The following is a 17,420-nucleotide window of genomic DNA, read 5'->3' as shown; positions in this document are numbered from 1 at the left end:
GGATCCGGTGGCGGGGTACGTTTCGACGGCCCCGGTGACAGGTCAAGCCTAGCCGGTGGCCGATACTGGGCCCCATGGCTTACGACGATCTCCGCTCGCTGCTCAGGGCCCTTGAGCGCGAAGGCGACCTCAAGCGCATCAAGGCCGAAGTCGATCCGTACCTGGAGGTCGGGGAGATCGTCGACCGGGTGAACAAGGCGGGAGGCCCGGCGCTTCTCTTCGAGAACGTCAAGGGCGCCGCCATGCCGCTCGCGATGAACGTCTTCGGCACCGACCGGCGGCTGCTCAAGGCGCTGGGGCTGAAGTCGTACGAGGACATCAGCGACAAGATCGGCGGGCTGCTCAAGCCCGAGCTGCCGCAGGGCTTCATCGGCGTACGCGAGGCCTTCGGCAAGCTGGGCTCGATGGTCCACGTGCCGCCGAAGAAGGTGAAGGATGCTCCGGTGCAGGAGGTCGTCCTCACCGGCGACGACGTCGATCTGGACCAGCTCCCGGCGCTGTTCACCTGGCCCAAGGACGGCGGGTCCTTCTTCAACCTGGGACTCACGCATACGAAGCACCCGGAGACCGGGGTCCGCAACCTCGGGCTCTACCGCCTCCAGCGCCACGACAAGCGCACCATCGGCATGCACTGGCAGATCCACAAGGACAGCCGCAACCACTACGCGGTGGCGGCGGCGAAGGGCGAGCGGCTGCCGGTCGCGATCGCCTTCGGCTGCCCCCCGGCCGTGACGTACGCGTCGACGGCGCCGCTCCCCGGTGACATCGACGAGTACCTCTTCGCGGGCTTCGTGCAGGGCAAGCGGATCGAGATGGTCGACTGCAAGACCGTGCCGCTGCAGGTGCCGGCGCAGGCCGAGGTCGTCATCGAGGGCTGGCTGGAGCCGGGCGAGATGCTCCCGGAGGGTCCCTTCGGCGACCACACCGGTTTCTACACGCCGCAGGAGCCCTTCCCGGCTCTGACCATCGACTGCGTGACCATGCGGAAGCGTCCGCTGCTGCAGTCGATCGTGGTCGGCCGGCCGCCGACGGAGGACGGTCCCCTCGGCCGGGCGACGGAGCGCTTCTTCCTGCCGCTCCTGAAGATCATCGTGCCGGACATCGTGGACTACCACCTGCCCGAGTCGGGCGGCTTCCACAACTGCGCGATCGTCTCGATCGACAAGAAGTACCCGAAGCACGCGCAGAAGGTCATGCACGCCATCTGGGGCGCGCACATGATGTCGCTGACGAAGCTGATCATCGTGGTGGACAAGGACTGCGACGTCCACGACCTGCACGAGGTGTCCTGGCGGGCGCTCGGCAACACGGACTACTCCCGCGACCTCACGGTCGTCGAGGGCCCCGTGGACCACCTGGACCACTCCTCGTACCAGCAGTTCTGGGGCGGCAAGGCGGGCATCGACGCCACCAAGAAGCTCCCCGAGGAGGGGTACACCCGGGACGGCGGCTGGCCGGACATGGTCGAGTCTGACCCGGCGACGGCGGCCCTGGTGGACCGCCGCTGGAAGGAGTACGGCCTGTGACCACCGCGGCCGTACCCGGCGCCCAGCCGGGGCGTACCAAGGCCTTCCTGCGCCTGGTGATGATCGAGCACTCGGTGTTCGCGCTGCCGTTCGCGTACATCGCCTCGCTGACCGCGATGTTCCAGCTGGACAAGCACATCCACTGGGGCAAGCTGCTCCTGGTCACCATCTGCATGGTGGGGCTGCGGACCTTCGCGATGGCCTGCAACCGGATCATCGACCGGGAGATCGACGCCCGTAACCCGCGGACGGCCGGCCGCGAGCTGGTGACCGGCGCGGTGTCGGTGCGTTCCGCGTGGACGGGGGCCGGGATCGCCGTCGTCGTCTTCCTCGGGGCGGCGGCGCTGCTCAACCCGCTGTGCCTGGCGCTCGCGCCGCTCGCCGTGGTGCCGATGGTGGTCTATCCGTACGGCAAGAGGTTCACGAACTTCCCGCACGCGATCCTCGGCCTCGCGCAGGCCATAGGGCCGATCGGGGCCTGGCTCGCGGTGACCGGGGAGTGGTCCTGGGACGCGGTGATCCTCGGGCTCGCGGTCGGGATCTGGATCGGCGGCTTCGACCTGATCTTCGCCTGCCAGGACGTCCAGGCCGACCGCGCCGAGGGCGTCATGTCGGTCCCCGCCCGCTTCGGCGTCCCGGCGGCGCTCTGGGGCGCGCGGGGCTCGGCGGTCGTCACGACGGGCCTGCTGGTCTGGTACGCCCTCGCCACGGACGCGGGGCTGTTCTTCTGGGTCGGCCTGGTGATCGTGGTCGCGGCGTTCTGCTACGAACACACGATCGTGAAGCCCCACGACCTGTCCCGCCTCAACCGCGCGTTCTTCACGACGAACGGCTTCATCGGCATCTCGCTGTTCCTGTGCGCGCTGATCGACCTGGTGATGCGGGGGCTGACGGTGTGAGCCGGTCCTCGTGACGCACCCCGTGATGCACGGGGTGAGCGCGGCGGGGATTCACGGGGTGAGCGCCGCGGGCCGGCGCGTGGGCCGGAACAGGAACGCCGCGCCCACGCCCGCCGCCAGGCCGACCAGGTGGCCCTGCCAGCTGACCGTGGTGTTGGTGGGGGAGATGCCCATGAGTATCGAGCCGCCCCAGAGCGCGGCGATCGTCAGGCCCACGGCGATGCCGAGGGGCTTGCGCTCCACGAAGCCGCGGACCACGAGGTAGCCGAAGAGGCCGAAGACCAGGCCGGACGCGCCCGCGGTGATCGAGTTCGACGGGGAGATCAGCCAGACGCCGATGCCGTCGGCGACGATGATCAGCGCGCAGACGGCGAGGAAGCGGCGGATGCCGCCGAGGGCGGCGACGAAGCCGAAGATCAGCAGCGGGACGCTGTTGGACGCGACGTGCCCGAAGCCGAAGTGCAGGAACGGCGCCGCGAGGATCCCGCCGAAGCTGTCCGGGTCGCGGGCGACGATGCCGTACGCGTCGAGCTCGTGGCCCGTCACATGGTCGATGCCTTCGAGCAGCCACAAGAGGGCGACCCAACCCGCCATGAGCTGGACGGCCGCCTTCGCCCGGTCGGACGTACGCCATCCCGTCGCTTCGAGATCTGTCATGACCATCCCCCTGCGGTCCGAACCCTGTGTAGGGGAGAACGTACGGGACCCCGTGCGGAGTTCTCCTCCCGGGCCGCCGGATAGGCTCGTCGGCGTGGAGCCGGTAGAGGAACAGCAGCGTCGTCCTTGGGTGGTCGGGGTGTCCGGGGCGTCTGGGACCCCGTACGCCGCCGCCGTGCTGAGGGGGCTGCTCGCAGCGGGGGAGAGCGTCGACCTGGTCGTCTCGCGCGCGTCGCGACTGACGCTGCTCGACGAGACGGGGATCGCCTTCCGGGACGCGCACTGGCGCGAGGACCTGGCGGCCTGGTTGGCGCGGGGCGCCGACGGGAAGCCGGGGACGTTCGCACCCGACATCGACGACGTGCGGTACTGGGCGGCCGGGGACCTGGCCGCAGGGCCGAGCAGCGGCTCGTACCCGGTGAAGGGGATGTTGATCGTGCCCGCGTCGACCGCCTCGGTGGCGGGCGTGGCGCTGGGCCTTTCGAAGGACCTGCTGCAGCGGGTGGCGAGCGTGACGCTCAAGGAGCGGCGGCCGCTGGTGGTCGCGGTGCGGGAGACCCCGCTGAACGGGCAGACGCTGAAGCACCTGGTGGCGCTGGACGAGGCGGGCGCCGTGGTGCTGCCCGCCTCTCCGGCGTTCTACGCGGGGGCGACGCACATCCAGGATCTGGTGGACTTCGTCGCCGGGCGGGTGCTCGACGCGGCAGGCGTGCCGCACCGGCTGTACCGCCGTTGGGAGGGGGAGCTCGGTGGAGCGTCCCCTCGGGGGGAATAGAGCCGTGATCAGCGCTTCTTGGCGGCGCGCTTCTTCTCTGCGCGCCGGGCGGCGGCGGACGGCTTGTGGGCACGCGAGCGGTCGGCCAGGTCCTGCAGCTCGCGCATACGGGCGTAGGCCATCTCGATCGTGTACACGGTGAACACCACTCCTGAATGATCGTCTTTGTTCAATTGAAAGATTCACAGGGTGTCGACCCCTGTGTACCTTAGATTCTATACCTAAACTCGCGGTATCGCTGGACAATGGAAGGCCTCATACCTATGGACGCCGTGGACAGGCAGCTCATCCAGGCTCTGCGCGAGAACGGCCGCGCTTCGTACGCCGAACTCGGCCGGCTCGTCGGGCTCTCCGGCCCCTCCGTCACCGACCGCATCAACCGTCTGGAGGCGGCCGGCGTCATCACCGGCTACCGCGCGACGGTCGACGCCGCCTCGCTCGGCCTCGGCGTCACCGCCCTCATCGGCATCTCCCTCTCCGACGCCGCCGACCACGAGGACGTGGCCCGCCGCCTGAAGGACCTCGCCGAGATCGAGGACTGCTGGTTCATCGCCGGCGACGACTCGTACATGCTCAAGGTGCGCGTCAGCGACGTCGACGGCCTGGAGAAGACGATCCGCCGCCTCTCCGGCACCAAGGGCGTCTCCCGCACCCGTACGACGATCGTGCTCTCCACCAAGTGGGAGAACCGGGTCGGGGATCTGCCCGAAGAGGGCTGAGAGTACGGTGGGTGGAGCCTGAAATCGTCAGACATGGGAGGCGGCCGCATGGACGCGGGACTCAAGCGCGAGCTGGAGCAGAAGGTCCGTTCCGGAGAGCGGCTGAGCCGCGAGGACGGCATCGCCCTGTACGAGTCCGACGACCTGGCCTGGCTCGGCGGCCTGGCCCACGAGGTCCGGACCCGCAAGAACGGTGACGTCGTCCACTTCAACGTCAACCGCCACCTCAACATGACGAACGTGTGCACCGCGTCCTGCGCGTACTGCTCGTTCCAGCGCAAGCCGGGCGAGAAGGACGCGTACACGATGCGCATCGAGGAGGCCGTCCGCCTCGCCAAGGCGATGGAGAACGAGAACCTCACCGAGCTGCACATCGTCAACGGGCTCCACCCCAACCTGCCCTGGCGCTACTACCCGCGCTCGCTCTCCGAGCTGAAGAAGGCGCTCCCGAACGTCTCCCTCAAGGCCTTCACCGCCACCGAGATCCACCACTTCGAGACCATCTCGGGCATGTCGGCCTCCGACATCCTCGACGAGCTCATCGAGGCCGGCCTGGAGTCCCTCACCGGCGGCGGCGCGGAGATCTTCGACTGGGAGGTCCGCCAGCACATCGTGGACCACCGCACCCACTGGGAGGACTGGTCCCGGATCCACCGCCTCGCGCACGAGAAGGGGCTCAAGACCCCCTCGACGATGCTGTACGGGCACATCGAGGAGCCCCGGCACCGCGTCGACCACGTGCTGCGGCTGCGTGAACTCCAGGACGAGACCGGCGGCTTCCAGGTCTTCATCCCGCTGCGCTACCAGCACGACTTCGTGGACATGCAGGACGGCAAGGTCCGCAACAAGCTCCAGGCGCGCACGACGATGGCGACCGGCGCGGAGGCCCTCAAGACCTTCGCCGTCTCCCGCCTCCTCTTCGACAACGTGCCGCACGTCAAGGTCTTCTGGGTCATGCACGGCGTCCAGACCGCCCAGCTCGCGCTGCAGCACGGCGCCGACGACATGGACGGCTCGGTCGTCGAGTACAAGATCACGCACGACGCCGACAACTACGGCACCCCGAACAAGCTGGGCCGCGAGGACCTCCTGGAGCTGATCCGCGACGCCGGCTTCCGTCCGGTGGAGCGGAACACGCGGTACGAGATCATCCGGGAGTACCCGGGCCCGGACGCGGACCGCCGCGAGTCGCCCCAGCCGATGCGGGTCTGACCCCATGAGCCTCACCTTCGCACTGGATCCGCCGGTCACCCCCGCGCTCCGGGACGGCGTCCTGCGGCTGTGGGCGGACGTCTCCGACGCGGGTGGGGCCGTCGGCTTCGTCCCGCCGGTCGACGTGGAGACGATCCGGCCCGAGCTGGTCAAGCACCTCGCCGCGATGGCCGATGGCCGGATGCGGCTCGTCGTCGGGTACGAGGAGGACGGCACCGTCGCCGCCACCACCTTCGTCGCGTACAACACGCACCGGCTGATGACGCACTGGGTCTGGCTCTACACGGTCATGGTCCACCCCTCCCACCAGGGCAAGGGGTACGGCCGCGACCTGATGGCCGCCGTCGAGGACGCGGTCCGCGGCTTCGACGGGATCGAGGCGATCCGGCTCACCTGCCGGGGCGGCACGGGCGTCGACCGCTTCTACGGTTCCTGCGGCTACAAGGAGGTCGGGCGGGTGCCCGGCGCGATCCGGGTGGCCGAGGGCGACGACAGGGACGACATCTTCATGCTCCTCCCGCTGCATTGATCACGTTCGTACCGTGCTTCACTGGACGGACGATTCGGCACAGACAGTGAGTCGGACAGTGAGTCGGACAGAGACAGAGAAAGGGGCCGTCGTGGCCGCGAACGGGACGGGCGCTGCGACCCTCCGCTACACCCTCATGCGCCTCGGCATCTTCGCCGGGTGCTTCCTCGCGCTCTGGGGGCTCGTCTACGTGGGCGTGCTGCCGCGCGGCCTCGGCGACTCCAACCTGCTCTGGGTGCTGATCCTCTCCATCGTGATCTCCGCGCCGCTCAGCTTCGTCCTGCTGCGGGGCCAGCGGGACGCGATGTCCGAGCAGATCGTGGCCAAGGTGGACCGGGCGAAGGGCCGCCTCGAGGCCAACCGGGCCAGCGAGGACGTGTAAGGCCCAGGTAAGTTTCGTCACAGCACAAACACCCCGGTCAGGAGCTTCGAAGGCTCCTGACCGGGGTGTTCTGCGTTTCGGAGGTCCAGGCGGGTTCCTACTACCTCAAAGAAGAGCTTTGAGGTTCTCAAAGTTCAAGTGTTAACGTACCTGTCATGACGACAGCAGTGCGCCTCGTGCGCCACCTCGACGCCGCGAGCACCCCGCTCGTGGCGCGTCTGCATGTCGATCTGTGCCGCTGTATGTCCGCGGTCTGTTGCCGCGAGCTCTGACCCCGGCATCATGCAGCGGTACCGCCCAGCGCGTGTGTACCGCACCCCCCGTCCTCGTATTTCCCCGATACGCACCTGTGGAGTGTGTCTGTGTCCGCGTCCGCGTCCACGCCCGAGACGAAGTCCCCGACGTCCTCGCGCATACCCAAGGTCCCCTTCTGGGCCCAGATAGTCGCCGGTCTCGTACTCGGCGTCCTGCTCGGCTGGCTCGCCCGCAGCCAGGACGTCAGCTGGCTCAAGGAGACCCTCGGCCAGGTCGGCGACATCTTCGTCCAGCTCCTGAAGCTGGCCGTCGCCCCGCTCGTCTTCTTCGCGATCCTGGTGTCGATCACCAACCTCCGCAAGGTCAACAACGCGGCCCGGCTGGCCGCCCAGACCCTGGTCTGGTTCATGATCACCTCGCTGATCGCGGTCGGCATCGGCCTCGCGATCGGCCTGCTCACCAACCCGGGCGCCGGCACCGGCCTCACCCCGCAGGACGGCAAGCTGCCGAAGCGCGAGGGCACCTGGATCGACTTCCTGACCGGGATCATCCCGACGGACGTCATCACCCCGTTCACCGAGCTGAACGTCCTGCAGATCGTCTTCATGGCCGCCGTCGCCGGTGTCGCCGCCCTCAAGCTCGGTGACCGCGCCAAGCCGATCCTGGCCCTCTCCGAGTCGGTCCTCGAACTCCTCCAGAAGGCCCTGTGGTGGGTCATCCGCCTCGCCCCGATCGGCACCGTCGGCCTCATCGGCTTCGCCATCGCCGACTACGGCTGGGAGCTGATCGGCAAGTACGCGACCTTCACCGCCGACGTCTACATCGGCTCGGCCCTCGTGATGTTCGGCGTCTACCCGCTGCTGCTCGCGACGGTCGCCAAGGTCAACCCGCTCCAGTTCTTCAAGGGCGCCTGGCCGGCCATCCAGCTGGCCTTCGTCTCCCGCTCCTCGGTCGGCACGATGCCGGTCACCCAGAAGGTCACCGAGCGCCTCGGCGTCCCGAAGGAGTACGCCTCCTTCGCCGTCCCGTTCGGCGCCACCACGAAGATGGACGGCTGCGCCGCGATCTACCCGGCGCTCGCCGCGATCTTCATCGCGCAGATCTTCGACGTCCAGCTGGGCATCCAGGACTACCTCCTGATCGCCTTCGTCTCGGTCGTCGGCTCGGCCGCCACGGCCGGCCTGACGGGCGCCACGGTCATGCTGACCCTGACCCTCTCCACCCTGGGCCTGCCCCTGGAGGGCGTCGGCCTGCTGATGGCGATCGACCCGATCCTGGACATGATGCGCACGGCCACGAACGTCGCGGGCCAGGCTCTGGTCCCGGTCGTCGTCGCGGCCCGCGAGAAGATCCTCGACGTCGACGCGTACAACTCCGCCTCGTCCTCCCCGGTCGACGGCGGCGACGTCCGCGAGACCGAGCCGAAGGTCGCGGTGCCGGCCACGGCGTAGGCCTTCCGCTCCGGTCACGGAGCACTCACGGAGCACTGTGCGGGCGCGCCCCGGACCACGACGGTCCGGGGCGCGCCCGTGTGTCAGCGCGCTTCCTCCGCCTCCGCCTCCGCCTTCTCTTCGGCCTCGGCCTCGCACGCGGCGAGTTCGGTCCGGCAGGCCTCGGCCTCCTCGGGCAGGCCGATCTCGTCGTAGAGCCGGGCGGCGGTGCGGAAGGCGTCGGCAGCCCTCCCGTGACGGCCGAGGTCCCAGGCGACGTCCGCGAGGGAGAGGAGCGAGTCGGCCTGGCCGAGGGAGTCACCCGAGGCCTCGTACAGGGCGTTCGCCTCCTGGAGCGCGTCGAAGGCATCGTCGTGGCGCTCGCGGAACATGTGCGCCGCCGCAAGGCTCTTGAGGACGTCGGCACGGAGGCGTGGGTGCTGGATACCCTCGTGGAGGACGCGGCTCTGCGTGAAGGCGGTGGCGGCTTCGTCGTACTCCCGCCGCGTCAGGTGGGTCTTGCCCATGCCGTGGAGCGCGATCGCCTGGTTGAGGCGGTCGCCGAGCTCTCGGAAGATGTCGCAGGCCTCACGGTACTGGGCCAGCGCCTCGTCGTACCGTTCGTGAATCCGGCAGCTTCTGGCCAGGCCGTAGAGCGTGTGTGCCTGCCCCGCAGGGTCGCCCAAGGCCTCGAAGATGCCCTGGGCCTTTCGGTATGCGGCATCCGCCTTCTCGTGCAGCCCTTGTACGGAGTTGACCCAGGCCAGGCCGATGAGCGATTCGGCCTGGCCGCGCCGGTCCCCGAGGACGGTGTAGAGCCCCAGGGCCCGTTCGTAGGACTCCGCGGCGGCCGTGTCGTCGGCCTGCAGATGGTGGACCGCCGCCAGCCCCTTCAGCGCGTCGGCCTGGCCTCGCCGATCGCCTTCGACCTCGTACAGCTCGTACGCCTTCCTGTGGGCGACGGCCGCTTCGTCGTAACGGTCCTGGAGCCTGTAGATGTCTCCGAGACCGTCGAGGGAGTCGGCCTGTCCACGGCGTCCCCCCTCTTCCACGTAGATGTCGTGGGCCTTGAGCAGCGCGGTGGTGGCGTCCTCGTAGCGGTACTGCACCATGTGCACGCGGGCCAGACCGTCCAGTGTGTCGGCCTGGCCGCGCCGCATGCCGAGCTCCTCGTACAGCTCGTGTGCCTGCTGGTAGCGCGTCCTCGCTTCGTCGTTGCGGTTCTGGAGCCGGTACACATTGGCGAGAGCGGCGAGCGCGTCGGCGTGACCGAGCGAGCCGGGGACGGCCGCGTCCAGGAGCAGCTGGTAGAGCTCCACCGCCTCGGTGTAGCGGTCGTCGAGGTAGAACCAGTTGGCGACCGCGTCCAGGAAGTCGGAGGCCTCGTCCCAGCCGTCCGCGCGGACCGTGCGGGCGGCGGCGCCCAGCTCGCGGGTGTGCGCCGCCAGCCAGCGGAGGGCCTCCTCCACGGTGTGGTCGTCGCTGTCCGGGTCGGCGCCCGTCACGGCCGAGGATCTGCCGAGACCCTGGTGCAGATGCGCGTACAGCCGTGCCCGGCTGGGCCCCTGGCCCTCCGGGTCGTCCTGGGCGGCCCGTTCGCGCGCGTAGACGAGGCTCAGGTCGTGGAGGCTGTACCGGCCGTCCCGCCAGGTCAGCAGCTGCTCGATCTCGGTGAGCCGGACCTCGGCCTCGTGCTCGGGGAGCTCCGCCATCGCGGCCAGGGAGTCCGAGCCGAAGTCCGGGCCCGGGTGCCAGGCGGCGTGCCGGATCAGGGCCCGGAGATCCTCGTCGAGGGTGTCGTACGCGCTGGTGAACGCGGCGCGTTCGGCGGCGTCGATGTCGCGGAAGGCGCGGTAGCGGGCGGGCTCGGAGAGGGAGGCGAGGACGGCCTCGGGGGAGGCGCCGCGCAGCAGCCGGGTGGAGAGCGACCTCAGGGCGTGCGGGCTGCCCTTGATGCGGTCGGCGAGTTCGCCGAGGTGCCGGGTGCCGTCCGGTACGCCCATCTTGTGCCATACGGCGATGCAGTCGGCGGTCGGCAGGGGGCCCAGCTCGTGCCGCCAGTCCTTGGGCAGGTCGGGAAGTTCGGATCGGCTGGAGATCAGCACCATGCTTCGCGAGGCGGCCCCGGGCAGCAGCGGGAGGAGCTGGGCGGAGTCGCGGGCGTCGTCGAGCAGGAGCAGCACCGAGCGGCTCTCCAGGAACAGCCGCCAGGTCTCGGCCCGCGCGGTGAGGTCGGCGGGGATGTCCTCGGCGCGGTGCCCCAGATGGCGCAGCTGCTCGGCGATGACGGCGTACGGATCGCGCCGCTGCTCGCCGGGCGTCCAGCCGCGCAGATCGATCTCCAGGCAGCCTCCGGGGAAGAGGTGCGCCATGCGGGCGGCCGCCGCGCGCAGCAGCTCGGACTTGCCCTGGCCGCCGCGGCCGTGGACCAGACAGACCGCGGGAGGCCGGGCCGCCAGCCGTTCCAGCTCCGCCAGTTCCTCCTCCCGGCCCGTGAAGTGGCGCGTGGGTGCGTAGGCGGTGTGCGGGGAGCGCTGGGCGCGGGGGCCGAGCCGTTCCTCGGTGAAGGCGCGGTTGCCGGCGAGCGAGATGAGATGGCCGTTGTCCCGGGTGCTCATCCTGGGCCGGGGAACGGGGAGGCCCTCCACCGTGCGGTCCGTCAGCCGGGAGCGCAGCGCCTGGTACACGTCGGCCATGGTCAGGGTGGCCTGGTGTTCGCCGCGGCGGCCGTCGGGGAGCGGGCCGCTGAGCCCCTCGCCCAGCAGCCCCGCGAGCTCCAGGGTGAAGACGCTGCCCGTCGGCAGGCACAGGGAGGGTTCCGTCTCGGCGGCCGAGGTCAGGACGCAGGCGCCCTCGATCTCGAAGTCCGGTGCGGCGGCGGGCGTGGGCCCGTCGCTCATGTGCAGGGCGAGTCCGCTGAAGCAGCAGTCGACGATCACGATCTTGTGCCGGGCCCGGGAGCGGCCCACGATCGCCCGTACCTCGTCGTACGGCACCGAGTGGTGGTGCCGCTGGGCGTGCGAGGCCCGCGTGGCGAGGAGCAGGCTGCGGCCGTCCCGCCCGTAGTGCCCGTGACCGGAGTAGTAGACGAGGAGCAGGTCCTCGGCCTCGTCGGCGGCGTCCTGGACGGCGTCGAGCAGGATGCCGGAGGTGCTGTCGGCCGGGACCGTGACGCAGTGGGCCTCGTCGAGGCCGCCCACGTCGACGGCGGTGAGCAGAGCCCGCAAGGCGGGCACGTTGTGCCGCACCCCGTCGAGGTCGCCGAGGTGCTGGTAGGCGTGGACACCGAAGAGGACCGCCCGGGAGGCGCGCCCCGCGCCTTGTGCCGGTGCCTGCGCCTGCGCCTGTGTCGATGTCGATGCCGGCGTCGGCGTCATGCGCGCGGGCCGCTGTCCGGGTCACCGCCGTCCGGGGAGCCCGCCGACCGGCCGCCCTCGTTCAAGCGGCGCAGCAGGTCGGCCAGTTCCTGCGGGGAGAGATGGCCGATGTCGAGGGTGGTGCCCTCGTGGGTGAGGGTCCGGGCGCCGCCGGTGGCTTCGCCGGCGGGGCTCCGGTCGTTCGCCTTGGTCGTACGCCAGGTGGCGTATGCGACAGCGAAGGCGGCCAGGTCCGTGGCGTGGCCGAAAATGATGTCCAGCGCCTCGAAGACGTTCATCGTCGGGCCTTGGCCCGTCACGGGCCGTACCTTCAGCGCCGCCGTACCGGGGTCGCGTGCCAGCCAGGACTGAAGCTCCGTGAGGGCGTACGCGTCGCCCTCGCTCGTGATGCGGATCTGCATTCCCCCACCGCTTCCTGCGCGTTCCGTTGCCCAACTGTGCCTGAGTGTAGGCGGTTTGCGGCCGGAAGGATCGCAGGTCCCGTCGCTTCTCCCGGGAGGCACGTAGGCTCTCCACCGGAGTCGGTGGGCAGGGTGGGAAGGGCGGCCGGGGTGGGTGGCACGAAGGTCAAGCGGATGCCGCGGGAAGTGCGGGAGCGGCAGATGATGGACGCCGCCGTGCAGACCTTCGGGCAGCGGGGGTACCAGGCCGCGTCGATGGACGAGATCGCCGAACTCGCGGGGGTGTCGAAGCCGCTCGTCTATCTGTATCTGAACTCCAAGGAAGAGCTGTTCACCGCCTGCATCCGGCGCGAGGCGCGGGCGTTGCTCGACGCCGTGGCGGGCGGGGTCGATCCGCGGGAGCCGGCCGAGGCGCAGTTGTGGGCGGGGCTTCTGGCCTTCTTCACGCACACCGCCGAGCACCCCGACGGGTGGGCGGTGCTGAGCCGGCAGGCGCGGACGCACGGGGAGCCGTTCGCCGGTGAGGCCGGGCGGATGCGGGGTGAGATCGTCGCGTACGTGGGGACGCTGATCGGGGCCGCGGCCCAGGAGACCCACCGGGAGACGAACCGCGATCCGGAGCTGGCCGAGCGGGACGTCGCCGGGCTCTCGCAGGCGCTCGTCGGGGCGGCGGAGTCGGTGGCCTGCTGGGCCAACGAGACGCCGGGGATGACGGCCCGGGAGGCGGCGGCGACGCTGATGAACTTCTCCTGGGCGGGGCTCGGCAACCTCATGCGGAGCGAGCGCTGGTCTCCCCGCTGAAGGCGGCGCGCGCGGTGCTCAGGTGGAGGCGCCGTGGGTGGCACGGGTGGGTTCGGCATCCCGTCGGGTGCGGGCATTGTCCCAACTCCCTTACCCGTCTTAGATTTACCGAAAAGTAAGGTTACTCAACGGTCAGCAGTTGGCCGGCCCTTCCACCGAGGAGCCGCACGTGTCCGTCACCGAGCCGCAGCCGCGGCTGACCGTCGTCGCCGGAGCGGTGAGGGAGGCCTCCGTACCGCCGCTCGTCCCCCCGGTCCGGCGCGGGTCGCTCGCCGACATCCCCTACGACAACGCGCGCGCCGAGCCGCACGCCGTCGTCTTCGGGCGGAAGCGGGCCGACGGCGGCTGGGAGGACGTCACCGCCGCCGCCTTCGCCGCCGAAGTCCACTCCGTCGCCAAGGGGTTGATCGCCGCGGGCCTGCGCCCAGGGGACCGGCTCGCGCTGATGGCCCGGACGACGTACGAATGGACCCTGCTGGACTTCGCGGCCTGGGCCGCCGGCCTCATCACCGTCCCCGTCTACCCCACCTCCTCCGCCTTCCAGACCCGCTGGATCCTCCAGGACTCCGGCGCCACCGCCTGTGTCGTCGAGGACCCCGCGCAGGGCCGGCTGGTCTCCACCGAGCGCCGTGGACTGCCCGGGCTCGCGCACCTCTGGGTCCTCGACGCCGGCGCCGTCGCGCAGCTGCGCCGCGACGGGGCGCACGTCCCCGACGAGGCCGTGACGTCGCGCCGCGGTCTGCTCACCCCCGAGACCCTCGCCACCCTCGTCTACACCTCGGGCACCACCGGCCGCCCCAAGGGCTGCGCCCTGACCCACGGCAACTTCTTCGCCGAGGTCGACAACGCCGTCGCCTTCCTGCACCCCGTCTTCCGTGAGCTCAGCAAGGAGGCCCCGGCGACGCTGCTCTTCCTGCCCCTCGCGCACGTCTTCGGGCGGATGGTCGCGATCGGCTGCGTACGGGCGCGGGTACGGCTCGGGCACGCGCCGTCCATCGAGAACGGCGACCTGCTCGCCGACCTGGCCGGCTTCCGGCCCACGTTCCTGCTGGCCATCCCGTACGTCCTGGAGAAGGTGTACAACTCCGCCCGGGCGACGGCGGAGCGGGGCGGCCGGGCCGGCGCCTTCGACCGCGCGGCGCGTGTCGCCCAGCGGTACGGGCACGAGGACGAGCCCTCGCTCGGGCTGCGGGCGGCCCGCGCGCTCTACGACCCGCTGGTCTACCGGCGGATCAGGGACGCGCTCGGCGGCCGCGTCCGGCACGTCATCTGCGGCGGATCACCGCTGGCCGTCCGGCTCTCGGAGTTCTACTCGGGGGCGGGCGTGGAGGTCTACGAGGGGTACGGGCTCACGGAGACCTGCGCGGCCTCGACGGTCACCCCGCCCCGGCAGCCCCGCACCGGGACGGTGGGCCGGCCGCTGCCCGGGACGGCGGTACGGATCGCCGACGACGGCGAGGTCTGGCTCAAGGGCGGCCATGTCTTCGCGGGCTACTGGGACTCCCAGCGCGGTGTGGCCCTGCCCTACACCGACGAGGGCTGGTTCCCCACGGGCGACCTGGGCGCGCTCGACGAGGACGGCTATCTGCGGATCACCGGCCGGAAGAAGGACATCCTCATCACCTCCGCCGGCAAGAACGTCGCGCCCGCCCCGCTGGAGGACTGGCTCCGCGCCCACCCGCTGATCGGCCAGTGCCTGGTCCTCGGCGACAACCGTCCGTACATCACCGCCCTGCTCACCCTGGACCACGAAGGGCTCGTCCACTGGCGGCGGATGCGCAAGAAGGACCATGTCCCCCTCTGGCAGTTCGCCCGCGACGAGGAACTCCTCGGCGTGCTCCAGCGCGCCGTGGACGACGCCAACCGGCTGGTCTCCCGGGCCGAGTCGATCCGCGCCTTCCGCGTCCTGACCACCGAGTGGTCCGAGGCGAGCGGCCACCTCACGCCCTCGCTGAAGCTGCGGCGGGGCGCGGTGCTGCGCGACTTCGCCCGCGACATCGAGGAGATGTACGGGGGTGAGGACGCGGCCGTCACACCATGAGGCTCGACGTCCCGAGGCTCGACGCCCTGAGGCTCGACGCCCTGAGGCTCCGCGCCGTGCGGGTGACGTTGCGGCTGAGGGCGACCCTGTGGCTCACACCATGAGGCTCACTTCGTGGATCTCGTCGGCGGCGTGGCCCGTACGGGCGTGAATGCGCTGCACCGCGTCGGCCGAGGGGCCGTGGGACAGGCAGTAGACCGTGCCGGAATCGGGGTCCGCCCACGCCTTCTCGAAGTGGACGCCCTCGTCCTTCTCGATCGCCAGGTCGGCCGCGTGGGCTTCCCTCAGCTCGTCGGCGGTGATCCCCATCATGTTCCGGTGGACATCCATGTACGTACCCATGGTTCTCCCACCTCCTCCTCTCATGGTGCGCCCCGGCCCCCGGTCACGGCCAGAGCAGCTCCCGCGTCCAGCCGCCCGCCGCCGCGTCCCGGCGGTAGCGGAGCCGCACGTGGCGGCGGCGCTCGTCGCCCTGGAAGAACTCGACCTCGGCCGGTTCCAGGACGTACAGCGTCCAGCTCTCCGCGTGCGCCCCCGGCTCCGCCTCCGCCCGCTCCCAGGCCGCCCGGCTGACGCGTGCCAGCGTGTCCAGGTCGTCGAGCACCTCGCTCTGCCGCCCCACGAGCGCGGAGGCCAGGGCTCCGGTTGTCCGCGCGTGCAGATCGGCGTACGCCTCGTCGCGGGGCGAGGTCGTGACCCTGCCCCTGACCCGTACCTGGCGGCCCTGGACCGGCCAGTAGAAGCCGAGCGCGGCCTCGGGGCGGGCGGCGAGCTGACGCCCCTTGGCGCTGGTGGCGTGCGAGGCGAAGTGCCAGCCGCCCGCGTCGGCCCCGTGCAGCATCACGGTCCGCACGTCGGGCCGCCCGTCCTCGTCCACGGTCGCCAGGGACATGGTGTGCGGCTCCACCTGCCCCGCCTCCGCCGCCGCCACGAACCACTCGTGGAAGAGGGGCAGCGGCTCGGCGGGGGCGGTCTCGGGCGCGAAGACGGGGAGCTCGGTGTCCCAGACCCGCAGGGAGCGGAGCGTGCGGTCGAAGTCGGTCATGGGGGAACCCTAGGGGCCGGACACTCCCTAGGCCGCCTGTACCGGGTGCTCGTACGAAGTCCCGTACTCCTTCAGCGGGACCGCGTTCGCCGCGCGCTGGATGTCGTCGCGGATCTTCTTCGCGATCAGGTTCTTCCACGGGGTGCGGGGGAGGGTGCGGACCATGGCCATGCGCAGGGCGATCTTCCAGCGGGAGGAGACCGTCATCTCCTTCGCGAAGCGGGCCGCGAAGCGCTGGTTCAGTTCGACGCCCGGGCGCATCACGCGTTCGTACGCCGCGAAGGCCGTGCGATGGTCGCCGTGGGCCGCCGCGAGTTCGCCCGCGAGGACGTACGCGCCGGTGAGGGCGAGGCCGGTGCCCTGGCCCGCGGCGGGGGAGACGCAGTGGGCGGCGTCGCCGATGAGGACGACACGGCCGCTCGACCAGCGGTCCATCTCGACGAGCGCGATCGCGTCGAAGTAGAAGTCCTCCGCGTCGGCCGCGTCGGCGATCAGGCGCGGGATCTCCCAGTCGTCGCCCGCGAAGGCCTCGGCGAGCAGCCGCTTCTGCGCGGCCGTGTCCCGGCGGTCGTAGGGCAGTTCCTTCGGCGCGGAGAAGACGAAGAGGTTCTTCGCGAGGTGCGCCTGCTCGCCGGCGGTGCTGTAGACGGAGATCAGCTTCTTCGGGCGGGCGTGGTACGTCTCCCAGCGGGTGAGGTTCAGGTGGTTGGGGCCGGAGAAGATCGAGATGTACGCGCCCAGGTAGCGCGTGAAGCGCCGCTCGTCGCCGAAGGCGAGGCGGCGGGTGTTCGAGTGCATGCCGTCGGCGCCCACCACCAGGTCGAAGCGGCGGCGCGTGCCGCTCTCGAAGGTGACGTCCACGCCGTGGCCGTCGTCGTGCAGGGCCGCGATCGAGTCGCCGAAGACGTACTCGACGTCCTCGCGGGTCCGCTCGTACAGGATGCGGGCGAGGTCGCCGCGCATGATCTCGTCGTCCTCCTCGACCCGTCCGCCGAAGATCTCGGCGGGCAGCTCGCCGATGGTGCGGCCCTGCGCGTCGACGTACGAACCGCCGTCCATGTCCGTGGAGTTGGCCCGGATTTCGTCGAGGATCCCGAGGCGGCGGCAGACCTCGATGGCGGTGCCCCGGATGTCGACCTTGTAGCCGCCCGTGCGGAGTTCGGGGGCGCGCTCGACGACGGTGGGGGTGAAGCCGTGGCGGCGGAGGAGGAGGGCGAGGGCGGGGCCGGCGATGGAGGCGCCGGAGATCAGGACCGTCCGGTTCGCGAGCGGTGTGGACGTCGTCATGGCAGGACTCCTGGTCGCGTCGGTGTGGGTGCGGGGTCGTCGCCGTCCCGCACCCACGACTATACGGATGTCCTACACGCCTGT

At 70.7% G+C, this 17,420-nt stretch carries 17 protein-coding genes; 10 read left to right on the top strand and 7 right to left on the bottom strand.

What is annotated here, in order from left to right; genetic code table 11:
- Window positions 1-74 precede the first annotated feature (74 nt).
- Together ACGFYP_RS33180 and mqnP are read left to right on the top strand one after the other, a co-directional pair.
- A complete protein-coding gene (locus ACGFYP_RS33180) occupies window positions 75-1,526 on the top strand; it encodes a menaquinone biosynthesis decarboxylase (protein WP_361964582.1) in 1,452 nt (483 codons plus the stop codon).
- Entirely contained in the window at window positions 1,523-2,425 is a 903-nt protein-coding gene (gene mqnP / locus ACGFYP_RS33175) for a menaquinone biosynthesis prenyltransferase MqnP (protein ID WP_393501585.1), read from the top strand. The genes ACGFYP_RS33180 and mqnP overlap by 4 nt, the downstream gene beginning before the upstream one ends.
- Before the next feature lie 51 nt (window positions 2,426-2,476).
- On the opposite strand, the gene ACGFYP_RS33170 is transcribed toward mqnP, so the two are convergent.
- Window positions 2,477-3,088: a rhomboid family intramembrane serine protease gene (locus ACGFYP_RS33170; RefSeq protein WP_393501583.1), complete on the bottom strand. Its 612-nt coding sequence runs from the start codon at window positions 3,086-3,088 to the stop codon at window positions 2,477-2,479.
- A gap of 88 nt (window positions 3,089-3,176) precedes the next feature.
- Here ACGFYP_RS33170 and ACGFYP_RS33165 point away from each other — a divergent pair, with 88 nt between their 5' ends.
- Window positions 3,177-3,857 (top strand): UbiX family flavin prenyltransferase, encoded by a 681-nt coding sequence (locus tag ACGFYP_RS33165; RefSeq protein WP_393501581.1) that lies wholly within the window; start codon window positions 3,177-3,179, stop codon window positions 3,855-3,857.
- Between the two features lie 8 nt (window positions 3,858-3,865).
- Here ACGFYP_RS33165 and ACGFYP_RS33160 read toward each other — a convergent pair whose 3' ends face one another.
- On the bottom strand, window positions 3,866-4,006 hold the full coding sequence (locus tag ACGFYP_RS33160) for a hypothetical protein (protein ID WP_361964576.1): 141 nt from the start codon (window positions 4,004-4,006) through the stop codon (window positions 3,866-3,868).
- 114 nt (window positions 4,007-4,120) lie between these two features.
- On the opposite strand from ACGFYP_RS33160, the gene ACGFYP_RS33155 reads away from it, so the two are divergent.
- The 5 genes from ACGFYP_RS33155 to ACGFYP_RS33135 all read left to right on the top strand — a co-directional run bounded on the left by ACGFYP_RS33155 (window position 4,121) and on the right by ACGFYP_RS33135 (window position 8,405).
- Window positions 4,121-4,576: an Lrp/AsnC family transcriptional regulator gene (locus ACGFYP_RS33155; RefSeq protein WP_361438252.1), complete on the top strand. Its 456-nt coding sequence runs from the start codon at window positions 4,121-4,123 to the stop codon at window positions 4,574-4,576.
- Between the two features lie 48 nt (window positions 4,577-4,624).
- Window positions 4,625-5,788 (top strand): aminofutalosine synthase MqnE, encoded by a 1,164-nt coding sequence (gene mqnE, locus ACGFYP_RS33150; protein ID WP_329119378.1) that lies wholly within the window; start codon window positions 4,625-4,627, stop codon window positions 5,786-5,788.
- Window positions 5,789-5,792: 4 nt separating this feature from the next.
- Window positions 5,793-6,317, top strand: a complete 525-nt coding sequence (locus ACGFYP_RS33145; RefSeq protein ID WP_393501578.1) for a GNAT family N-acetyltransferase — start codon at window positions 5,793-5,795, stop codon at window positions 6,315-6,317.
- A gap of 91 nt (window positions 6,318-6,408) precedes the next feature.
- Window positions 6,409-6,699, top strand: coding sequence for a DUF4229 domain-containing protein (locus ACGFYP_RS33140; RefSeq protein WP_361964572.1), 291 nt, complete (start codon window positions 6,409-6,411; stop codon window positions 6,697-6,699).
- 362 nt (window positions 6,700-7,061) lie between these two features.
- Window positions 7,062-8,405, top strand: coding sequence for a dicarboxylate/amino acid:cation symporter (locus tag ACGFYP_RS33135; protein ID WP_393501576.1), 1,344 nt, complete (start codon window positions 7,062-7,064; stop codon window positions 8,403-8,405).
- An 83-nt stretch (window positions 8,406-8,488) separates the two neighbouring features.
- Here ACGFYP_RS33135 and ACGFYP_RS33130 read toward each other — a convergent pair whose 3' ends face one another.
- Together ACGFYP_RS33130 and ACGFYP_RS33125 are read right to left on the bottom strand one after the other, a co-directional pair.
- Entirely contained in the window at window positions 8,489-11,761 is a 3,273-nt protein-coding gene (locus ACGFYP_RS33130) for a tetratricopeptide repeat protein (RefSeq protein WP_393501574.1), read from the bottom strand.
- Window positions 11,758-12,162 carry a hypothetical protein gene (locus tag ACGFYP_RS33125; RefSeq protein WP_393501572.1) on the bottom strand — a complete coding sequence of 135 codons (405 nt, stop codon included), beginning with the start codon at window positions 12,160-12,162 and terminating at the stop codon, window positions 11,758-11,760. The genes ACGFYP_RS33130 and ACGFYP_RS33125 overlap by 4 nt, the downstream gene beginning before the upstream one ends.
- A 150-nt stretch (window positions 12,163-12,312) precedes the next feature.
- Between ACGFYP_RS33125 and ACGFYP_RS33120 the strand changes: the two genes are divergently transcribed.
- Window positions 12,313-12,963: a TetR/AcrR family transcriptional regulator gene (locus tag ACGFYP_RS33120; protein WP_361964566.1), complete on the top strand. Its 651-nt coding sequence runs from the start codon at window positions 12,313-12,315 to the stop codon at window positions 12,961-12,963.
- Between the two features lie 169 nt (window positions 12,964-13,132).
- A complete protein-coding gene (locus ACGFYP_RS33115) occupies window positions 13,133-15,004 on the top strand; it encodes an AMP-dependent synthetase/ligase (protein WP_393501569.1) in 1,872 nt (623 codons plus the stop codon).
- Window positions 15,005-15,097: 93 nt separating this feature from the next.
- Here the strand turns inward: ACGFYP_RS33115 and ACGFYP_RS33110 are convergent, their stop codons facing one another.
- Genes ACGFYP_RS33110 through ACGFYP_RS33100 form a run of 3 tightly spaced genes read right to left on the bottom strand, consistent with a single transcriptional unit; the run spans window position 15,098 to window position 17,336 of the window.
- A complete protein-coding gene (locus ACGFYP_RS33110) occupies window positions 15,098-15,346 on the bottom strand; it encodes an SCO4226 family nickel-binding protein (protein ID WP_393501567.1) in 249 nt (82 codons plus the stop codon).
- 43 nt (window positions 15,347-15,389) lie between these two features.
- Window positions 15,390-16,049: a pyridoxal 5'-phosphate synthase gene (locus ACGFYP_RS33105; RefSeq protein WP_393501565.1), complete on the bottom strand. Its 660-nt coding sequence runs from the start codon at window positions 16,047-16,049 to the stop codon at window positions 15,390-15,392.
- Window positions 16,050-16,076: 27 nt separating this feature from the next.
- The gene (locus tag ACGFYP_RS33100; RefSeq protein WP_393501563.1) at window positions 16,077-17,336 is read right to left on the bottom strand and encodes an FAD-dependent monooxygenase; all 1,260 of its coding nucleotides are present in this window, start codon (window positions 17,334-17,336) and stop codon (window positions 16,077-16,079) included.
- Window positions 17,337-17,420: the final 84 nt, after the last annotated feature.

The sequence above is a fragment of the Streptomyces sp. NPDC048370 genome (assembly GCF_043200825.1).
Lineage (GTDB): Bacteria > Actinomycetota > Actinomycetes > Streptomycetales > Streptomycetaceae > Streptomyces.
The sequence above is the reverse complement of the archived record's forward strand: the minus strand, read 5'-3'. Positions and strand labels throughout refer to the sequence as shown.